This is a genomic window from Pseudomonas sp. SJZ103 (assembly GCF_007828335.1).
In the GTDB taxonomy this organism is placed as follows: Bacteria; Pseudomonadota; Gammaproteobacteria; order Pseudomonadales; family Pseudomonadaceae; genus Aquipseudomonas.
In genome coordinates this window covers 147408-167583 of sequence record NZ_VIUN01000002.1, presented here as the reverse complement: position 1 = coordinate 167583, position 20176 = coordinate 147408, and the positions used below count along the sequence as shown (strand labels likewise).

Sequence of the window (20176 nt, the reverse complement as noted above, 5' to 3'; positions counted from 1 at the left end):
TAAATCAACTATTTTTGTGAATGAAATCAATTTGCCATCATTGAGTGCTCTCGACGTCCGTTTCTTTGTGTAATCTGAGCTAATGTTAGAACCTCAGGCACTGCCTGAGCTAAGGCCACCGCCTGCCCCCCAAGGACGTTGAGCATGCCGCGATTGTCTCGTGCCGTTGCTTTGATTGGAGTGTTTTTGCTGGCGATGCCTGTGTACGCACAGCGTTTGCGCCTGGTCGCGGATGCCTGGCCACCCTTTACCGATTCCACCTTGATCAATGGTGGGTTGGCGACCGACATTGTCACCACGGCCTTGGCCCGCGCGGGTTACGCCAGTGACTTCGAACAGGTGCCCTGGGCGCGGGCGCTGATGGGCGTGGGCGACGGGCGTTATGACGTGCTGGTCAACGCCTGGTACGACGAGGCGCGTACGCATTTGGGGCAGTTCTCCGGTGAATACCTGCTCAATCGCGTGCGTTTCATCAAGCGCCGTGACGATCCCATTGAATTTCAGAACCTGGAACAGTTGCACGACTATCCCATTGCCGTGGTGCGCGGTTATGCCTATTCGGCGGCGTTCGATGGGGATGTGCAGTTGCAGAAAGTGCCGGTGCATAACTTCGCCATGGCGGTGCGCATGCTGGCGGCGCAGCGGGTGCGGCTGACGGTGGAGGATGAGTATGTGGCGCGCTATTACCTGTCGCGGGAATCGGCCCGGGTGCGCAATTCGGTGGAATTCTTACCCACGCCGCTGAGCGAAAACAGCCTGCATATTCTGGTCAGCCTGAAGCACCCTGAGCATGCGCAGATCGTTGCCGGTTTTGACCGCGAGATTGCCAGGATGAAGGCCGATGGCAGTTATGCGCGGTTGATGAAGGCCCATGGCATGTAATGCCTGTGGGCCTCATCGGGAGCAAGCCCCCTCCCACAGTTTTGATTTGTGAACACAGTCAACATGTGGGAGGGGGCTTGCCCCCGATAGCGGACTAAGCCGCGCTGGTGTCCTTGATCAAATGCGCCGCCAAGGTGCGCAACGGTCCCAACTGCCGGCATATCAACGCCAACTGCGTCTGCACCAACCGCTGCCCTTCATCAATCTCATCCGGCATCTGTTCCAGGTCCGCCGCCAAGGCCTCCTCGGCATCGCTCTGAATCGCAATCGGCTGCTTGTTCGCCAGCCCCGTGGCGATTTCATCAATGCTCGCCGCCAGGCTATTGCCGGCGCCATCGATCAAGTGTTCACGCACCTCGGCCGGCAGCTGGGTTTCGCGGTGTGCGCCGAGCCCCGACAGGTAGCTGAGCAAGGTGTGCGACAGCACCAGGAAGCGGAAGCCCACATCCGCTTCCTTACGGAAATGACCAGGTTCCATCAGCATATTCGCCAGGGTGGTGGACAGCGCCGCATCGGCGTTGTGGGCATTGCGCCGGGCCAGGCGGTAAGCCAGGTCGTCGCTCTTGCCGGCGGCGTATTGCTGCATGATCTGGCGCAGGTAAATGCTGTTGCAGGTCAGGGTGTTGGCCAGCACCTTGTTCAGGCGCCGACCTTGCCAGTCCGGCAGGAACAGGAAGACCGCCAGGCCTGCAATCAAACTGCCGAGCAAGGTATCGAACAGCCTTGGTAAAAACAGCCCGTAGCCATCGCCCACCTGGTTGAAGCAGAACAACACCATCAGGGTGATGGCTGCCGTGGCCAGGGTGTAGCGGGTGGTGCGGTTGATAAAGAACACCAGGCCGGCGGCGATGGCGAACATCGACTGCACCAGCGGGCTTGGGAACAGATCGAACAGCGCCCACGCCACGGTGAGGCCGATGGCGGTGCCGATGATCCGCTGGCCGAGCTTGCGCCGCGTGGCGCCGTAGTTCGGTTGGCAAACAAACAGCGTGGTGAGGATGATCCAGTAGCCCTGGGAGGCGTGGATCGCATGCAGCATGCCGTAGCCGACGGTCAGCGCCAGGGACAGGCGCAGCGCATGGCGGAACAGCAGCGACGTCGGCGTCAGTTGCGTACGCAGGCGCGTCCACATTTCCTTCAGGTTACGTGGGGCGCGGTCCAGCAGGTTGCTGTCGGTGGCGTCGGCCAGGGCATCGGGGTTGCTCGCGTCGCCGAGCAGGCGGTCGAGTGTGGACAGGTTGGCCGCCAGGGCGCGCAACGAACGCAGCAGGCCACGCCAGGCCGGGTTGCTCTGGATGCGCAGGTGTTCCAGGGAGGCATTCAGGTCGCTGAGGGCTTCGGCGAAGCTGTCGTCATAGATGAACGGCTGGCGCAGCTGGATCGACTCGGCCAGGGCCTGGCAGGCCTTGCCTTGCTGACGCAGCAGGCGTTGGCAGCGGAACAGCACATCGCTGTGGAAGAACGCATCGGCCAGGGCGTTGTAAGGATAGTGGGACGAGCTGGCACGTTCGTGGATGTCCTGGGCCAGGAAGTACAGCTTGAGGTAGCGACTGACCTTCGAGCCCGGTCGGCCATTGCCTACACGGTGCAGGATGATTTCCTTCGCCGCATTCAGCGCCGCCACCACCCGGCCATTTTGCTGGGCCAGTTCCAGGCGGCGAGCTTCCACGTCCAGTTGGCGAATCGGTTCGAACAACGATGATTTGAGCTTGAGGTAACGCCCCAGCTCGCGGAACAACCGCGCCAGGCTCTGCTGCACCGGCTGGTTGGAAAACAGCGCCTGCCACAGCACCGACAACGCGCCGTACCAGGCGGCACCGGCCACCAGCAGCAACGGCTCATGCCAGAAATCACTGACGGCGCCGCCGCGCTGGTCCACACCGATCATGGTGTAGACCGACAGGATCAAGGTGGCAGAAGCAATCGCACCATAGCGTTCGCCCAAGGCGCCGAGCATGGTCAGGCAGAACGTGGCCAGGGCCAGGGAGATGGCGAAAATCCAGGGGTAGGGGAACAGCAGCTCCACCGACAGCGCGGCGATGCTGAAACACACCAGCGTCACTGCCAGGGCGTTGAGGCGGCCTTGCCAGCTGTCGTCGGTCTCGGCCAGGGCGCTGGCGATAATCCCCAAGAACAGCGGGATCAGCAGGGTCATCTCATCCTGATACCAGCACAGCGTCATGCTGCCGGTGAGGGCGATGAACACCCGGATGCTGTAGCTGAATTTATCCAGCGCCCACAGGCGCCGCATGGACTGCTTGAACGAGGTCGATGACATGAAGTCTGGAGTCTTCCGGGACGATGCCGCTAAATTGAGCCATCAGTGACGCCACGGCAAGGGTGGTGATCACATCTGACAGCAAATTATTCTCAGGCCTACCGCAAATCAAAATGTGGGAGGGAGCAAGCCCCCTCCCACATTCTTCAGGCGTACTGCGCTGCGGCGTAACCCGACGCCCACGCCCACTGGAAGTTAAGCCCGCCCAGGTGCCCGGTCACATCCAGCACTTCGCCAATAAAGTACAAGCCCGGGCTTTTCAGCGACTCCATGGTCTTGGACGACACTTCCCGCGTATCTACCCCGCCCAAGGTCACCTCGGCCGTGCGGTAGCCCTCGGTGCCGGCCGGCACCAGTTGCCAGCTCGAGAGTTTTTGCGCGATGTCGGCCACTTCGGCGTGGGTGTACTGCTTCATGGGCTTGGACACGAACCAGGTTTCCGCTAGCAGGTTGGCCATCTTCTTGGTGAAGATTTCACCCAGCAGGGTTTTCAGCTCGCTGTTGGGGCGTTCGACCTGCTGCTGTTGCAGCCAGGTGTGGGCGTCGTGGTCGGGCAGCAGGTTGATCTCCACCGTGTCGCCGGACTCCCAGTAGGAGGAAATCTGCAGAATCGCCGGGCCGCTGAGGCCGCGATGGGTAAACAGGAGGTTCTCGCGAAAGCTCTGGCCGTTACAGCTGACCAGGCAATCCACCGAGGTCCCGGACAGCTCGCCGCACAAGTCCTTGAGCTGGTCGGTGATGGTGAACGGCACCAGCCCGGCGCGGGTCGGTAACAGCTCATGGCCGAACTGCCTGGCGACTTGATAGCCAAAACCGGTGGCGCCCAGAGTCGGGATCGACAGGCCGCCAGTGGCGATCACCAGGGATTCGCAGCGCAGTTCACCCAAGGTGGTCTGCAACTGGTAGCCGCTGTCGACCTTGGCGATTTCTTCAATCGAGGTGTCCAGGTGCAGGCTTACGCCGGTCTGGATGCACTCGTCCAACAGCATGCCGAGGATGTCACTGGATTTGTTATCGCAGAACAGCTGGCCGAGTTTCTTCTCGTGGTACGGCACGCCGTGCTTGGCCACCAGCCCGATAAAGTCCCACTGGGTATAGCGGGCCAGGGCCGACTTGCAGAAGTGCGCGTTGTGCGACAGGAAGTTGGCCGGCTCGGTGTACAGGTTGGTGAAATTGCAGCGGCCACCGCCGGACATCAGGATCTTCTTGCCGGCCTTGTTCGCATGGTCGAGCAACATCACCTTGCGCCCACGCCCGGCGGCGGTCAGTGCGCACATCAAGCCTGCGGCGCCGGCGCCAATGATCACAACTTCGGTCGAGCGCACAGCAATGTCCTCATACAAATTCTGAATTGGAATACAGTCAAATGTGGGAGGGGGCTTGCCCCCGATGGCGGTGTATCAGTGACAGATGTACTGACTGACACACTGCAATCGGGGGCAAGCCCCCTCCCACATTGGATCTCCATATAGATCGGAGATCGTGTTACAGGATCCGCACACGCAACGAACGGCCTTTGATCTTGCCGTCGTTCAAACGCTGCAACGCCTGCTTGGCGATGCCGCGTTCCACGGCCACGAAGGCCTGGAAGTCGAAGATCGCGATCTTGCCGACCTGGGCACCGGGGATGCCGGCGTCGCCGGTCAATGCGCCGAGGATGTCGCCTGGGCGCACCTTGTCTTTACGGCCGGCGGCGATGCACAGGGTGCTCATCACCGGCAGCAGCGGACCACCGCTTTGCGGCTTGAGGTTGTCCAGTTGGTCCCAGTTCAGCGGCGACTTCTGCAGTTGCTCGATGGCCTGGGCGCGGTGCGCTTCGGACGGCGCCACCAGGCTGATAGCGATGCCGGTCTCACCGGCGCGACCGGTACGGCCCACGCGGTGGATGTGGATTTCCGAGTCGCGGGCCAGTTCGACGTTGATCACCATGTCCAGCGCGTCAATGTCCAGGCCGCGGGCGGCGACGTCGGTGGCCACCAGCACCGAGGTGCTGCGGTTGGCAAACATCGCCAACACCTGGTCACGGTCGCGCTGTTCCAGGTCGCCATGCAGGCCGACGGCGGAAATGCCCTTGGACGTCAGGTGATCCACGGTTTCCTGCACTTGCTGCTTGGTGAAGCAGAACGCCACGCAGGAAGCCGGGCGGAAATGCGCCAGCACCTTGGTCACGGCGTCCATGCGCTCTTCCGGGGAGATCTCGTAGAAACGCTGCTCGATCTGGTCGTCGGAGTGGAACGCTTCGGCTTTCACTTGCTGCGGCGCGCGCATGAACTTCGAGGCCAGCTGCTTGATGCTCACCGGGTAGGTGGCCGAGAACAGCAGGGTCTGGCGGCGCGGCGGGGTCTTGCTGATGATGTCTTCGATGGCGTCGTAGAAGCCCATGTCAAGCATGCGGTCGGCTTCGTCGAGGATCAGGGTGTTCAAGCCGTCCAGCACCAGCGAACCTTTGCGCAGGTGTTGCTGGATACGGCCCGGGGTGCCGACGATCACGTGGGCGCCGTGCTCAAGGGAGGCGATCTGCGGGCCGAGGGACACGCCGCCGCACAGGGTCAGGACCTTGATGTTGTCTTCGGCGCGGGCCAGGCGGCGGATTTCCTTGGCGACCTGGTCGGCCAGCTCACGGGTCGGGCACATCACCAGGGCCTGGCAGCCGAAGTAGCGCGGGTTGATCGGGTTCAGCAGGCCGATGCCGAACGCAGCGGTCTTGCCGCTGCCGGTCTTGGCCTGGGCAATCAGGTCCAGCCCCTTGAGGATCACCGGCAAGCTTTGCGCCTGGATCTGCGTCATCTCGACATAACCCAGCGAGTCGAGGTTAGCCAGCATGGCGGCGGACAGGGGCAAAGTATTAAAAGCGGTGGCGATGGTAGTCACGGGACTGGCTCTGCAAAACAAAATGTCGCGCAGTGTACCAGCCCTGTGGGAATTTCCCTGCAAGTTCTAGACGAGACGCCCGTTAATGCTCGATATGCTGTTCCGGGTTGGCCGCCCGTTTGCCGTCTTGGGGCGACAGTTGCAGGAAGATCGCCGCCGCCAGCATCGCCATGATGCCCACGGTGAGGAAGGTCAGCTGGAACGCGCCGAGCACCGTGCTCACGCCGTCGTTGCCCGCTTCGGCGGTAAACCCGCCGAGCAGCGCACCGGCGCAGGCCACCCCCAGGCTCAGGGACAGTTGCGCCACCACCGACAGCAAACTGTTGCCGCTGCTGGCCTGGGCGTCGTCGAGGTCGATCAGGGTGACGGTGTTCATCGCGGTAAATTGCAGCGAGTTGATCGCCCCCAGCACCGCCAGCATGGCCAGCAGCAGCGGGTAGGGCGTCTGTTCGCTGACCAGGCCCATGCTCGCCAGCATGATGCCCAGGGCCAGGGTGTTGCCGGTCAGCACCACGCGATAACCCAGGCGCTCGATCAACGGGCGCGCCACCGACTTGGCGAACATCGCCGCCGCCGCCAGGGGCAGCATGCTCATGCCGGCCTGGGACGGTGAATAACCCAGGGCCACTTGCAGCAGCAACGGCACCAGGAACGGCAAGGCGCCGCTGCCCAGGCGCGCGAACAGGTTGCCGAGGATGCCCACGGCAAAGGTGCGGGTCTTGAACAGCGCCGGTGAGAACAGTGGGTTATCGATATGTCCGGCGCGCAGCCAATACGCCGCCAGGCACGCCAACCCGCCGAACAGCAGCAACATCACCCGCAGGTGCGGCAGGTGCAGCTCGCCCAAGCCTTCCATGGCAATGGTGATCAGCACCATCGCCGCACCGAACAATAGAAAACCGATGCCATCGAAGCGCGTACGTTCGCTGCCGCGCAGGTCGGGGATGAACTTCCACACGGCGTAGCAACCGATCATGCCCACCGGCAGGTTGATCAGGAAGATCCAGTGCCACGTCAGGTACTGCACCATCCAGCCGCCCATGGTCGGGCCGAGCAAGGGCCCGAGCAGGCCGGGGATGGTGATGAAGCCCATGATCCGCACCAGCTCGGAGCGGGGGTAGGCGCGTAGAACCACGAGTCGGCCGACCGGCAGCATCAGCGCACCACCCAGCCCCTGGATGACCCGTGCGCCCACCAGCATGGTCAGGCTGCTGGACAGCGCGCACAGCAAGGAGCCGATGCTGAACAGCATGATCGCGCCGAAGAAGATTTTCTTGGTGCCGAAGCGGTCGGCGATCCAGCCCGAGGCCGGGATCAGCAAGGCGACGGTGAGCATGTAGGCGATCACCACCCCTTGCATGCGCAGCGGGTTTTCCGCCAGGTCTCGGGCCATGGCTGGCAGTGCCGTGTTGAGAATCGTCCCATCCAGCGATTGCATGAAGAAGGCAATCGCTACCACCCAGGGGAGCCAGCGGGCGGTCTTGGCATCGAGAGGGGCACGATCTGGCATGGGGTACCTTTTTGTTAGCCGGCTATGTGTCGGCGATTATGCGCCATTCGTCGCTCCTTTTCCCACTGGCGGTTCGTCTAAGTCCGACAAGTTCGCGTGCTCTCCCACCAGGAAATCCAACAACGCACGGTGCACCGCCAAAGCCGCCTCGCGGGACTCCAGGTCGAGTAAATGCCCGGTGTGTTCGGCCACGGCAAAGCTGCTGCGGTCGACGTAGTGTTTGAACAGTTGGGCCTCGGCGGCGGGGGTGTATTCGTCCAGCGCACCATTGAGAAAGTGCACCGGGGTTTCGATCTGTCGCAGCGCCGGCAAGTAGTTGCCATCACCCAATGCCAGCACCTGGTGGATATGAAAGCGCGCCTGGCGGTACTCGGTGGTGGCCATGTTCGACAGGTGCCGGTGGTTGTTGCGCTTGAGCCGGGGCGACAGGTATTTGCCCACGGTCTCGTTGAGCAGGTGCCCGACTGCGGATTTGTCATCGGCCTCGATCAGCACACGCACGCGCTCTACATAGTCGAGCATTGCCTGGTTGAGGTTGGGCGCCAGGGCCATCACCACCGAGCTTTCGATAGACGGCGGGTTGTGCGCCAGGGTCAGCAGCGTCGAGATACCGCCCCAGGAGGCCGAGACCAGATGGTTGACCTGGAAGCGCTCCACCAGGGCGCGCAGGATTTGCACCTCGTCGTCCTTGGTCACCAAGTCCAGGTCGGTGTTGTGTTCGCGGGAATAACCCGAGAAGGGCAGGTCGAACAACAGCACATTGAAATGCTCGGCCAGGCACTTGCTGGTACGCGCGAATGAACGTGTGGTGGACAGTGCGCCATTGACCATCAGGATGGTCTTCTTTTCCGAATCGTTTCCCAGCTGCTCAACATGAACGTTGTAGTGCTTGAACAGCTTTTCTATGACAAAACTTCCATGGTTCATGTCAACGCTCCAGCTTGCCCTTCCCGGGCAAGGTCATGCTCTCGTGGGTGGGGTGGCGGGGGGCCACTAACCGTTATAACGAGGTTTTTCACAGGCGACAACAGGCTGCCCGTGCAGACTGGGAGGAAGAGAATTTACGGTAGGAAGGGCCGAAACCGAGGTGTCTGAAATCAGCACAGGACAATGTGGGAGGGGGCAAGGCCCCTTCCCACAGGGGGGTTGTATTTACAGGGTCAGGGTCAGGCGTTTTACCAAGGCCCCCGGCAACAGGTTGGAGGCGGTATTGCGCTGGCTATAGGTGCTGGCCGACAGCAGCAGTTCGCGCTCAGCGGTCAGCGCTTCCAGTTGCGAACCGAGCAACTGGTAGACGCTGTCATCAAAACGCATGGTGCTGACCGGCGCCTTGATCTCGCCGTCTTCCACCCAGAACGTGGCGAAGCGCGTCATGCCGGTCAGGCGTGCGGCGGGCAGGTCGGAGTAGTTCAGGTACCACAGGTTGCTGATGTAGAGCCCGGTGCCCAGTTGCTTGAGGATATCGGCCTGGGCCAGGTTGCCCGCTGCGATCTGCAAGGCGCTGGGTGATTCGTCGCCGCTGGCGCCGTTGGCGCTGAGGCCATATTCGGCGGCGCTGCGCGAGTTCACCAGTTGGCCGTCGGCCTGGCCGGCGTTGATCAGCGTGACGTCACTGCGCGGGTAGCCTTCGCTGGAGAACGCCTGGCTCAGGGAGTCGGTGATGTGTTCTTTCACCGTCACCAGCGGGCTCAAGGACTGCTCGCCGGCATACAGCCGTTGCAACGAGCTGCTTTTGCTGGCGATGGCCTGGGCGGAAAAACCGCCCCAGGTGATGATGCTGAGGATTTCTTCCAATGCCGCCGGGGCGAGGTAGGCGCGGTACTGTCCGGGCGCCAATGGGTGCAGCGGGCGGCCGAGGAATTCCAGCTGTTCACGCGCCAGCTGGAAGCGTCGGGCGAACTCGGCGCTGTCCCAGGCGTCGCCGGCGTAGCTGGCTTTTACCGCCTCGCCATTGGCGTGGAACAGGCTGAAATCGAAGTTGAAGCTATTGGCCTGATGCCAGCCAAACGCGCCGTCCGAACTGGCAAAGCCCCGGCTGATCGGGCCGGCGGCATAGAAGCCGACCAGGTCGACGCCATCGGCCGCCTGGCTGATTTCTTCCAGCACCTGGGCCAGGTCGGGCAGGGGGCGGGCCTGTTCGTTGTGGCTTTGCCAGGCGTTGTGGTTGAGCAACAGGTACGGGTCATGCGGCAGCAGCGGCAGGGTTTCGCGCAGTTGCTGCAGGCCGTCGGCGAGGCGCTGGCGATCCAGCTCGGGCTCGCCGGCCAGGGTGATGCCGAGGTCGGCATGGCGGCCATCGTTGATCAGCTTGAGGTTGAGGCTGGCCTGTTGCACTTGGCCGGCCTGACGCACCTTGGCGTGGTTGAAGCGCACGAACTCGGACGATTCTGCCGCGTAGCCCAAGTGGAATTGTTCCTTGTCGGTGATGGCCTGCTTGAGCCACTGCACCAATGCCTTGAAGGTGTTCATCAGGCATCTCCTCCAAATACGTCAACGTTGCTGAACACACAGGCCGGCGACGCATGGCCGACGCGGATCACCTGGTTGGGCTCGCCCTTGCCGCAGTTCGGCGTGCCCAATACCTTGAAGGTGCTGGCGTCGCCCACGGCGCTGAGGTTGCGCCAGAACTGCGCGGAAATCGCCCGGTAGTTGGGGTTTTTCACCACGCCCTTGAGTTCGCCGTTTTCAATCAACTGGCCCCACTCGCAGCCGAACTGGAACTTGTTGCGGGCATCGTCGATGGACCACGAACGGTTGGTCGACATCAGGATGCCGTGTTCGATGCCGCCAATCAGTTGCGCAAGGCTCTTGTCGCCGGCTTCGATATTCAGGTTGGCCATGCGGTCGATCGGCGGGCGGTTCCAGCTGCTGGCGCGGCTGTTGGCCACGCCGCCCATGCCCGAGCGGAACTGCGACAACGCCCCACCCAGCGGCTTGAGCAGCAGCCCTTCGCGGATCAGGAATTGCTTGCTGGCCGCGGTGCCGTCGTCGTCATGGCCGTAGCTGGCCAGTTGCTCGGGAATGTCCGGGTCGAACGTCACGTTCAACAGCTTGGAGCCGTATTGCAGCTGCCCGAAGTCGCTGGCCTTCACAAAACTGGTACCGGCGTAATTGCGCTCATCGCCGAGGATGCGGTCGAGTTCCAGCGGGTGGCCGATGGACTCGTGGATCTGCAGGATCATCTGGTCGGGCATCAGCAGCAGGTCGCGCGGGCCCTGGGGCGTATTTGGCGCCAGCAGCAGTTGCAGGGCTTCGTCGGCAATGCGCGGCGCGGCGCCGACCAGGCCGAAGCGGCTGATCACGTCAAACCCGCCTTGCTGGCCGAAGTTGCTGCCGCCGAGGGTGCGCGACTGGCTGTCGTTGCCGTCATAGGCCGTGACATTGACGCCGGGGAACACAAACCGCTGGGCCTGGCGCAGTTCGGCGCCGGCACTGTTGAGGTAGATCTGCTCGACATGGGTCAGGCCGAGGCTGACTTCCCAGTTCACCAGGCGCTCGTCCTGGGGCACCGCAGAGGACTCATCGCCGAGCAGTTGATAGCAGTCGCTCAGGGACGGGAAGGCGTGCTCGAGGTTTGGCGACAGGTAGTCGGCGATGTCGCTGGACACCGGTTGGTCGCGCAGGTCGAGCAGGGCGTGCGGTTTTATCAGGCGGGCTTGCTGCTCGGCGCGTCCAAGAGCGGCTTGCAAGCCGGCAAGGGAAATATCGTGGGTGGCGGCGTAGGCCTCCGCACCGTTGACACGCACGGTGAGCATGACGCCTTCGTCGTGGTTCAGGTGGGGCGGTTCGGCGACGTTCTTGCGCACCGACAGGTACTGGCCGGATTCGCGCACGTAGCGCAGGGAGAAGAAGTCGGCGGTGGTGCGCAGGGCACTGAAATGCTTTTTGAGTGTGGCGTGGTGTTCGAACATGGGGCCTTCCTTGTGGGCGGCTCAGCGCGGGCAGGCAAACAGAGTAGGCCTGGGCTGGGGGCTGATCAAGGAAAGTGTAGAGGCAAGGTTTGCAGTGCCTGATCGGGCCCTATCGGGGGCAAGCCCCCTCCCACACTTGATTTGTGAATACATTCAAATGTGGGAGGGGGCTTGCCCCCGATGAAGGCACCGCAGTGAATCAGTTACTGCGCAGTCGGCCCCACTTCACGCAACGGCTTGCCACGCACCGGCGCATCGCCGGCCACGTAGTAGTCGGCAGTGCTGCGCGGCAGCGGCTGGCGGCCACGGATCTTGTCGGCGATTTTCTCGGCGATCATGATCGTCGGCGCGTTCAGGTTGCCGGTGGTGATGATCGGCATGATCGACGCATCGACTACGCGCAGACCCTGCATGCCGTGCACGCGGCCTTCGTCATCGACCACGGCCATCTCGTCGTCGCCCATCTTGCACGAGCAGGACGGGTGGAACGCGGTTTCGGCGTGCTCGCGGATGAACTTGTCCAACTGCTCATCGGTTTGCACCTCGATGCCCGGGCTGATTTCGCGGCCACGGTAGGGATCGAGTGCCGGCTGCTGCATGATTTCACGGGTCAGGCGGATGCCGTCGCGGAATTCCTGCCAGTCCTGCTCGGTGGCCATGTAGTTGAAGAGGATGCTCGGGTAGTCCCGTGGGTTCTTCGACTTCAGTTGCACGCGGCCACGGCTCGGCGAGCGCATGGAGCCCATGTGCGCCTGGAAACCGTGCTCTTTCACACCGTTGCTGCCGTTGTAGTTAATCGCGACCGGCAGGAAGTGGTACTGGATGTTCGGCCATTCGAATTCTTCACGGGTACGGATAAAACCGCCCGCTTCGAACTGGTTGCTGGCGCCGATGCCGGTGCCGTTGAACAGCCACTCGGCACCGATGGCCGGCTGGTTGTACCAGAGCAGCGACGGGTACAGCGACACCGGCTGAGTGCACGCATATTGCAGGTACAGCTCAAGGTGGTCCTGCAGGTTTTCGCCGACGCCAGGCAGGTCGTGGACCACCGGGATGTCGAGGCTTTCCAGCAGTTTGGCCGGGCCCACGCCGGAGCGTTGCAGCAGTTGCGGCGAAGCGATTGCGCCGCTGCACACCAGCACTTCTTTACGCGCACGGGCTTCAACGCGCTCTTCGGCGGCACCGATCAGGTAACGCACGCCAACGGCACGCTTGCCTTCGAACAACACTTTGTCGGTGAGGGCGTGGGTGACGATGGTCAGTGTGGAGCGCTTCTTGGCTATGTCCAGGTAACCGCGCGCGGTGCTGGCGCGACGGCCGTTAGGCGTGACGGTACGGTCCATCGGGCCGAAGCCTTCCTGCTGGTAGCCGTTCAAGTCTTCGGTGCGCGGGTAACCGGCCTGCACGCCTGCTTCAACCATGGCGTGGAACAGCGGGTTATTGCCCGCTTTAGGCGTGGTCACGCTCACCGGGCCATCGCCGCCGTGCCAGTCGTTCGGGCCGATGTCGCGGGTTTCGGCCTTGCGGAAATACGGCAGGCAATCGAGGTAGCTCCAGTCTTCCAGGCCCGGAAGCTTCGACCAGTTGTCGTAGTCCATGGCGTTGCCACGGATGTAGCACATGCCGTTGATCAGCGAAGAGCCACCCAGGCCCTTGCCGCGACCGCATTCCATCCGGCGGCCGTCCATGTGTGGCTCCGGATCGGTCTCGTAGGCCCAGTTGTAGCGGCGGCCTTGCAGCGGGAAGGCCAGGGCGGCCGGCATTTGGGTACGGAAATCGAGGCGGTAGTCGGGGCCGCCGGCTTCCAGCAGCAGGACGGTGACGCCTTCGTCTTCGGTCAGACGGGTCGCCAGGGTGTTACCGGCGGAGCCGGCACCCACAATGATGTAGTCGTATTCTTGGGACATAAATGCACCCTCTTTGATGTGTGGTCAGGTCGGGCCTCATCGGGGGCGAGCCCCCTCCCACATTTGACCGGGTTTACACAGTCAAAGGTGGGAGGGGGCTCGCCCCCGATGGCGGCCTCAAAGGCAACGCAAGGCTCGGGTCTTAGAACACCGAGGCGTAGTCGCCCAGCTCAACCTGTACCGATTTGATGCGGGTAAAATTGTTCAGCGAGCTGATGCCGTTCTCACGGCCCACACCGGATTGCTTGTAGCCACCGACCGGCATCTTCGCGTCGGATTCGCCCCAGGCGTTGATCCAGCAGATGCCCGCTTCCAGCTGATGAATCACGCGGTGGGCGCGGTTCAGGTCCTTGGTCACCAGGCCCGCGGCCAGGCCGAAGTCGGTGTCGTTGGCGCGGCGGATCACTTCTTCTTCGGTTTCGTAGGTGAGGATGCTCATCACCGGGCCGAAGATTTCTTCACGGACGATGGTCATCTCGTCGGTGCAGTCGGTGAACACGGTCGGGGCCACGAAGGCGCCTTTGGCGAAATCGCCGTCGGTCAGGCGGTCGCCGCCGCACAGTACGCGGGCACCTTCTTCCTTACCTTTGGCGATGTAGCCCAGCACGCTTTCCATGTGGGCGAAGCTGACCAGCGGACCGAAGTTGGTGTTGGCGTCTTGCGGGTCGCCGACGCGGATACGGGCAACACGCTCAACGATCTTGGCTTCGAACGCCGCTTGCAGGTGCTTGGGCACGAACACGCGAGTGCCGTTGGTGCAGACCTGGCCGGAGCTGTAGAAGTTGGCCATCATCGCGATGTCGGCGGCACGATCCAGGTCGGCGTCTTCGAACACGATCAGCGGCGATTTGCCGCCCAGTTCCATGGTCACTTCCTTGAGCGAAGAGCTCGACGCGCTGGCCATGACTTTCTTGCCGGTGTCGGTGCCGCCGGTGAACGAGACTTTCTCGATGCGTGGGTGCTCGGTCAGCCAGGTGCCGACTTCACGGCCGCTGCCGGTCAAGACGTTGAATACGCCTGCTGGAACCCCGGCTTCGGTGTAGATCTCGGCCAGTTTCAGGGTGGTCAGCGAGGTGACTTCGCTTGGCTTGAAGATCATCGCGTTACCCGCGGCCAGGGCCGGTGCGGATTTCCACAGGGCGATCTGGATCGGGTAGTTCCAGGCGCCGATACCGGCGACCACGCCCAGCGGCTCGCGGCGGGTGTAGACGAAGGAAGTGTCGCGCAGTGGGATCTGCTCGCCTTCGATGGCCGGCACCAGGCCTGCGTAGTATTCGAGCACGTCAGCGCCGGTAACGATGTCGACGTACTGGGTTTCGGAGAAGGCTTTACCGGTGTCCAGGGTTTCCAGGGCGGCCAGCTCGTCGTTGCGCTCGCGCAGGATGTCGACGGCACGACGCAGGATGCGCGAACGCTCCATGGCGGTCATCGCAGCCCAGATTTTCTGGCCTTTTTCGGCGCTGACCACGGCACGTTCAACGTCTTCTTTCGTTGCGCGTTGCACTTGGGCGAGAACTTCACCGTTAGCCGGGTTGATGGCTTCGAAGGTGGCGTCGCTGCCAGCGTCGCTGTAGCCGCCGTCAATGTAGAGTTTTTGCAGGTCGAAACGGGCCATAAAGTCCTCGCAAGTGCATAAGTGGTTGGCGTTACCCGCCACACAGTGGGCCATAAGGGTGTGGCAACACTGAGTGGCGGACGTTCAGGGGTTGAGCGTTTATAAGGGCTCTAACTCACCTGCTTGGCCAATTGGAAATCCATGTATTCGTAAGCGATCCGTTGCGCCTGCGCCGTGTCGAAAGCGTCTCCCGACAGGGCACCGCGCAACCACAAACCGTCGATCAGGGCCGCCAGGCCTCTGGCTGCTTTGCGTGCGTGCGGTAGCGGCAGCACTCGGCGGAACTGGCAGCACAGGTTGGAATACAGACGTTGATCGTTGATCCGCTGCAACCTGTGCAATGACGGGTGATGCATGCTGGTGGCCCAGAAGGCCAGCCAGGTTTTCATTGCCGGGCCATTGACCTGGCTGGCGTCGAAGTTGCCCTCGATGATCACCCGAAGGTGCGCCCGTGGGCTGTCGTCCTTCAGCGCAAGCCTGCGTTCGTGGACGTTCTCGATCAGCACATTCATCAAGTACCGCATCGTCGCGGCGATCAGGCCGTTCTTGTCCTGAAAGTAGTGACTGATGATGCCGTTCGAGACCCCGGCCAAGCGGGCGATCAGCGCAATGCTGGCATCTCCCATTCCGACCTGATCGATGGCCGTCAGCGTGGCTTCGATCAACTGTTGGCGGCGTATGGGTTGCATACCGACCTTGGGCATCTAGCACCTCTCCTTAGGCCTGCCGACGGGCGATGAACGTTCGTCGACTTGAAGGCCAGTCTATTTTGTTTTGATTGAACGTTCAATCAACAAAGAATAAGCTCTGCGACAAATGGTCGCTGCCTACAGGTATTTCCTACTTGAGGGCGACGACATCTGACACCTGCAAAAACCTTTGAAACAGGCGGTATCAAGGCCTGCCCACTGCCTGGTGGGGCTCAAGGATTTTCGGGGTGTCTTTATAACACCCGTCCGTCGACTGCCGAAAAATCGATAGGTCGGGATAACCGTTGCCTTGTGTTTCTCTCTCGCACTGCCTGGAGCATCTGCGCCATGAGTTCTGCCTCTCTTATAAAGACCCCGCCGGAAAAGGTGCGGGTCAACGGTTGGGTGTTCTACACCTCCACCGCGCTGATTCTGTTGTTGACCGCCATTCTGATCATCGCCCCGCAGGAGGCCGGGCGCATGCTCGGCGTAGCCCAGGCCTGGCTTTCCAAAAGCTTTGGCTGGTACTACATGGTGGTCATCGCCGCCTACCTGGTGTTTGTGGTCGGCCTGGCGTTTTCGTCCTACGGCAAATTGAAACTGGGCAGCAAGGACGACACCCCGGACTTCAGCTACGGCGCCTGGGCCGGCATGCTGTTCTCGTCGGGCATCGGCATCTCGCTGCTGTACTTCGGCGCTTCGGAGCCGCTGGATCACTACTTCAACCCGCCGGAAGGCGCCGCCGCCAGCAACAGCGCGGCACGTCAGGCGCTGCAGTTGACCTTCCTGCACTGGGGCCTGCATGGCTGGGCGATCTATGCGTTGGTCGGCCTGGCCGTGGCGTACTTCGCCTACCGGCATAACCAGCCGCTGGCCTTGCGTTCGGCGTTGTACCCGCTGGTGGGTGAGCGTTGGGTCAAGGGCGCGGCTGGTCACGCGGTGGATGGTTTCGGCATGTTCGTGACCCTGCTGGGCCTGGTGACTAACCTGGGCATCGGTTCGATGCAGGTGTCGTCCGGCCTGGAAAACCTGTTCGGCATGGCGCACAGCAACACCAACCTGCTGATCGTGATCATTGTGATGAGCACCGTGGCGACCATCGCCGCCGTGTCGGGTGTGGAGAACGGCATCCGCCGCCTGTCCAACCTCAACATCGTGCTGTTCAGCGGTTTGCTGATCTTCGTGCTGCTGTTCGGCCCGACCCTGCACCTGCTCAACGGCCTGGTGCAGAACACCGGTGACTACCTCAACGGCATCGTGCTGAAAACCTTCGACCTCTATGTGTACGAAGGCGACGGTGACAAGACCGAACGCTGGATGGGCCTGTGGACCCTGTTCTACTGGGCCTGGTGGATTTCCTGGGCACCATTCGTGGGCATGTTCATCGCGCGTATTTCCCGTGGCCGCACGGTGCGTGAACTGGTGGCCGGCGTGCTGCTGATTCCCCTGGGCTTTACCCTGGCGTGGCTGTCGATCTTCGGTAACTCGGCGCTGGACCTGGTGCTCAACCACGGTGCGGTGGAGCTGGGCAAGACGGCGCTGGAACAACCGTCCATGTCTATCTACCAATTGCTGGAGCATTACCCAGCGTCGAAAATCGTCATCGGCGTGTCGATCTTCGTGGGCTTTGTGTTGTTCCTGACCCCGGCGGATTCCGGCGCGGTGATGATGGCCAACCTTTCCTGCAAGGGCGGCAATGTGGATGAAGATGCGCCGCACTGGTTGCGCATCTTCTGGTCGGCGGTGATCACCCTGGTTACCATCGGCCTGCTGTTTGCCGGCAACTTCGAAGCCATGCAAACCATGGTGGTGCTGGCGGGGCTGCCGTTCTCGGTGGTGCTGATTGTCTTTATGTTCGGTTTGCACAAGGCGATGCGCCAGGACGTGGCGATCGAACAGGAGCAGGCGCAACTGGCTGAACGCGGGCGTCGTGGCTTCAGCGAGCGTTTGACGGCACTCGACCTGCAACCGAGCCAGGGCACTGTGCAGCGCTTTATGGACAAGCACGTCACGCCGGCGCTGGAAGAGGCGGCGGTCGCGTTGCGTGAGCAAGGGTTGGAAGTGCAGACGCTGTTGGGTAAGTCCAAGCGCTGCATCGGTGTGCGCATCGAGATGGAAGAGGGCAATCCGTTTGTTTACGAAGTGAGCCTGGATGCCTACTCGTCGGCGCCGAGCGACTTGCCTGAAGAAGAGCGCACCCGCTATTACCGTGCCGAGGTGTACCTGCACAACGGGCCTCAGGAATACGACCTGATGGGCTTCGCCCAGGAACAGATCACCCGGGACGTGCTCGATCAGTTTGAAAGCCATCGGCAGCTCCTTGGCCGTGTCTATAGCTGATAGTTGAGCCTGGTGGTGCTTTAAATGTGGGAGGGGGCTTGCTCCCGATAGCGGTGTGTCAGTCAGTCCATCTGTTACTGATCCACCGCTATCGGGAGCAAGCCCCCTCCCACATTTTTGACCCAGTTTCTCTAATGGCTGCTAGCCCAGGTTTTTGCCCAGCAAGGCGTGGTAGAGCTCGCTGTCGCCCAGGATCCCCACCACCTGGTTGTTGTCATGCAACACCAGCTTGTTCCCCGTCTGATAACGAATCTGCAGCGCATCACGCATGCCGATATTCGAATCCACCAGTGTCGGCACCCGGCCCAAACCTTCCACCGGTTGCCCCGGTGCCCAGTTCTGCAAATTCATCACCACGCCATTCTGCCGCGCGCCCTGGATGGTGTTGCCTTCGGCCAGGTCCAGCCATGAGTCGCCGCCTGGATCCAGGCACACCGAACCGTTGACGCGTTTGCAGTTGTCCAGCGTGCGCATCAGGCTGCGGCCGCACAGTACGTTCAGCGGGTTGGTGTGGGCGACGAAGGTGCGTACGTAGTCGTCCGCCGGGTTCAGCACGATCTCTTCCGGCACGCTGTACTGGATGATCTTGCCGTCTTTCATGATCGCGATACGGCTGCCCAGCTTCAGCGCCTCGTCGAGGTCGTGACTGACGAACACGATGGTCTTGCTCAGCTTGCTTTGCAGTTCCAGCAATTCGTCCTGCAGGCCTTGGCGGATCAGCGGGTCGAGGGCGGAGAAGGGCTCGTCCATCAACAGGATGTCGGCGTCCATCGCCAACGCGCGGGCCAGGCCGACGCGCTGTTGCATGCCGCCGGACAGTTCATCCGGCCTCTTGTTGCGCCACTGGGTCAGGCCCACCAGCTCAAGTTTTTCATCCACCAGCTTGCGCCGTTCTTTTTCCGGACGGCCCTGCATTTCCAGACCAAAGCTGATGTTCTCGCGCACCGTCAGCCAGGGCATCAGGGCGAACTTCTGGAACACCATGGCGATGCGCTTGGTGCGCATCATTTTCAGCTCGGCGGGGGTGCAGGAGGCGATGTCGATCTGGCGACCTTCATGCTCCACGAACAGCTGGCCACGGCTGACGGTATTGAGGCCGTTGATGCAGCGCAGCAGGCTCGACTTGCCGGAGCCCGACAGGCCCATCAGCACGCAGATCTCGCCTTTTTCCACATCCAGGCTGGCTTTTTCAACGCCGACGATCTGCCCGGTTTTTTTCAGGATTTCGTTACGGCTCATGCCCTGGTCCAGCAGTTTGAGCGCTTCGCGTGGGTCTTTGGAGAAAATTACGTCGACATTGTCGAATCGGATAATGCTCATGCATCACCCCCTACTTTGGCGTCGGGTTGTTTGCAGATGCGGTCGAGCATGATGGCCAGCAGCACAATCGCCAGGCCGGCTTCAAAGCCCAGGGCGATGTCGGCGGTGTTCAGCGCGTTGACCACCGGCTTGCCGAGGCCGTCGGCGCCCACCAGGGCGGCGATCACCACCATCGACAACGACAGCATGATGCATTGGGTAATACCGGCAGCGATGCTCGGCATGGCGTGTGGCAGTTCAATGCGCGAGAGCAACTGACGGCGCGAGCAGCCAAAGGCCTTGCCGGCGTCCATCAACTCTTGCGGTACATCACGGATACCCAGGTAAGTCAGGCGGATGGGCGCGGCAATCGCGAACACCACCGTGGAGATCAAACCAGGCACCACACCCAGCCCGAAGAGGGTCAGGGTAGGGATGAGGTAGACGAAGGTCGGTACGGTCTGCATCAGATCGAGCACCGGCCGCATCAGGGTGTAGAACATGGGTTTGTGCGCGGCAACAATGCCCAGCGGCACACCAATGACCACGCAGACCAGGGTGGCGAACAGCACCTGGGCGAGGGTTTCCATGGTTTCCTGCCAGTACCCAAGGTTCAGGATCAGCAGGAAAGAGGCGATGACAAAAACAGTCAGTCCCCATTTACGTTGAATAAAGTGAGCCAGCAGCGCAATCAGACCGATCAATGCCAGCGGATTGAACCAGGTCAGCGCAAACGTCACGCCGTGGATCATCGTTTCCAGTGTCGATGCGATTGCGTCGAAGTAGTTGGCGCCGTGTTGGGTCAACCATTCGACGAAGGCAGCGATGTACTGGCCTAGTGGGATTTTCTGTTCAGTCAGCATGGTAGTGAATG

Annotated in this window: 14 protein-coding genes; 2 read left to right on the top strand and 12 right to left on the bottom strand. The window is 61.8% G+C overall.

What is annotated here, in order from left to right; genetic code table 11:
- The first annotated feature begins 144 nt into the window (after positions 1-144).
- Positions 145-882: an ABC transporter substrate-binding protein gene (locus FBY10_RS05985; protein ID WP_131699048.1), complete on the top strand. Its 738-nt coding sequence runs from the start codon at positions 145-147 to the stop codon at positions 880-882.
- Between the two features lie 94 nt (positions 883-976).
- Here the strand turns inward: FBY10_RS05985 and yccS are convergent, their stop codons facing one another.
- The 10 genes from yccS to betI form a co-directional block, all read right to left on the bottom strand.
- Positions 977-3160 carry a YccS family putative transporter gene (gene yccS, locus FBY10_RS05980; RefSeq protein WP_131699049.1) on the bottom strand — a complete coding sequence of 728 codons (2184 nt, stop codon included), beginning with the start codon at positions 3158-3160 and terminating at the stop codon, positions 977-979.
- 146 nt (positions 3161-3306) lie between these two features.
- Positions 3307-4485, bottom strand: a complete 1179-nt coding sequence (locus FBY10_RS05975; RefSeq protein WP_145336875.1) for an NAD(P)/FAD-dependent oxidoreductase — start codon at positions 4483-4485, stop codon at positions 3307-3309.
- Positions 4486-4645: 160 nt separating this feature from the next.
- On the bottom strand, positions 4646-5983 hold the full coding sequence (gene dbpA / locus FBY10_RS05970) for an ATP-dependent RNA helicase DbpA (RefSeq protein WP_237683213.1): 1338 nt from the start codon (positions 5981-5983) through the stop codon (positions 4646-4648).
- Between the two features lie 130 nt (positions 5984-6113).
- Entirely contained in the window at positions 6114-7541 is a 1428-nt protein-coding gene (mdtD, locus tag FBY10_RS05965; protein ID WP_131699051.1) for a multidrug transporter subunit MdtD, read from the bottom strand.
- Positions 7542-7577: 36 nt separating this feature from the next.
- A complete protein-coding gene (locus tag FBY10_RS05960) occupies positions 7578-8468 on the bottom strand; it encodes an alpha/beta fold hydrolase (protein ID WP_145336873.1) in 891 nt (296 codons plus the stop codon).
- A 225-nt stretch (positions 8469-8693) separates the two neighbouring features.
- The gene (locus FBY10_RS05955; protein WP_145336872.1) at positions 8694-10010 is read right to left on the bottom strand and encodes a TldD/PmbA family protein; all 1317 of its coding nucleotides are present in this window, start codon (positions 10008-10010) and stop codon (positions 8694-8696) included.
- The gene (locus FBY10_RS05950) at positions 10010-11452 is read right to left on the bottom strand and encodes a TldD/PmbA family protein (protein WP_145336871.1); all 1443 of its coding nucleotides are present in this window, start codon (positions 11450-11452) and stop codon (positions 10010-10012) included. Before FBY10_RS05950 ends, FBY10_RS05955 begins: the two co-directional genes overlap by 1 nt.
- A 203-nt stretch (positions 11453-11655) precedes the next feature.
- On the bottom strand, positions 11656-13359 hold the full coding sequence (gene betA / locus FBY10_RS05945; RefSeq protein WP_145336870.1) for a choline dehydrogenase: 1704 nt from the start codon (positions 13357-13359) through the stop codon (positions 11656-11658).
- A 142-nt stretch (positions 13360-13501) separates the two neighbouring features.
- On the bottom strand, positions 13502-14974 hold the full coding sequence (gene betB, locus FBY10_RS05940) for a betaine-aldehyde dehydrogenase (RefSeq protein ID WP_131699055.1): 1473 nt from the start codon (positions 14972-14974) through the stop codon (positions 13502-13504).
- 110 nt (positions 14975-15084) lie between these two features.
- A complete protein-coding gene (betI, locus tag FBY10_RS05935) occupies positions 15085-15678 on the bottom strand; it encodes a transcriptional regulator BetI (protein ID WP_053128113.1) in 594 nt (197 codons plus the stop codon).
- Positions 15679-16068: 390 nt separating this feature from the next.
- Here betI and FBY10_RS05930 point away from each other — a divergent pair, with 390 nt between their 5' ends.
- Positions 16069-18003, top strand: coding sequence for a BCCT family transporter (locus FBY10_RS05930; RefSeq protein WP_256663483.1), 1935 nt, complete (start codon positions 16069-16071; stop codon positions 18001-18003).
- Positions 18004-18144: 141 nt separating this feature from the next.
- Here FBY10_RS05930 and choV read toward each other — a convergent pair whose 3' ends face one another.
- Together choV and choW are read right to left on the bottom strand one after the other, a co-directional pair.
- Positions 18145-19323 carry a choline ABC transporter ATP-binding protein gene (gene choV / locus FBY10_RS05925; RefSeq protein ID WP_131699057.1) on the bottom strand — a complete coding sequence of 393 codons (1179 nt, stop codon included), beginning with the start codon at positions 19321-19323 and terminating at the stop codon, positions 18145-18147.
- Positions 19320-20165 carry a choline ABC transporter permease subunit gene (gene choW / locus FBY10_RS05920; RefSeq protein ID WP_015886271.1) on the bottom strand — a complete coding sequence of 282 codons (846 nt, stop codon included), beginning with the start codon at positions 20163-20165 and terminating at the stop codon, positions 19320-19322. Before choW ends, choV begins: the two co-directional genes overlap by 4 nt.
- Between the last annotated feature and the right edge of the window lie 11 nt (positions 20166-20176).

Excerpts from the sequence above, each read along its gene's own strand:
- FBY10_RS05985 (WP_131699048.1), top strand. The coding sequence starts at position 145 with ATGCCGCGATTGTCTCGTGCCGTTGCTTTGATTGGAGTGTTTTTGCTG.
- FBY10_RS05955 (WP_145336872.1), bottom strand. The coding sequence starts at position 10,010 with ATGAACACCTTCAAGGCATTGGTGCAGTGGCTCAAGCAGGCCATCACC.
- mdtD (WP_131699051.1), bottom strand. The coding sequence starts at position 7,541 with ATGCCAGATCGTGCCCCTCTCGATGCCAAGACCGCCCGCTGGCTCCCC.
- choV (WP_131699057.1), bottom strand. The coding sequence starts at position 19,323 with ATGAGCATTATCCGATTCGACAATGTCGACGTAATTTTCTCCAAAGAC.
- betB (WP_131699055.1), bottom strand. The coding sequence starts at position 14,974 with ATGGCCCGTTTCGACCTGCAAAAACTCTACATTGACGGCGGCTACAGC.
- dbpA (WP_237683213.1), bottom strand. The coding sequence starts at position 5,983 with ATGCTGGCTAACCTCGACTCGCTGGGTTATGTCGAGATGACGCAGATC.
- FBY10_RS05960 (WP_145336873.1), bottom strand. The coding sequence starts at position 8,468 with ATGAACCATGGAAGTTTTGTCATAGAAAAGCTGTTCAAGCACTACAAC.
- yccS (WP_131699049.1), bottom strand. The coding sequence starts at position 3,160 with ATGTCATCGACCTCGTTCAAGCAGTCCATGCGGCGCCTGTGGGCGCTG.
- betI (WP_053128113.1), bottom strand. The coding sequence starts at position 15,678 with ATGCCCAAGGTCGGTATGCAACCCATACGCCGCCAACAGTTGATCGAA.
- FBY10_RS05950 (WP_145336871.1), bottom strand. The coding sequence starts at position 11,452 with ATGTTCGAACACCACGCCACACTCAAAAAGCATTTCAGTGCCCTGCGC.
- betA (WP_145336870.1), bottom strand. The coding sequence starts at position 13,359 with ATGTCCCAAGAATACGACTACATCATTGTGGGTGCCGGCTCCGCCGGT.
- choW (WP_015886271.1), bottom strand. The coding sequence starts at position 20,165 with ATGCTGACTGAACAGAAAATCCCACTAGGCCAGTACATCGCTGCCTTC.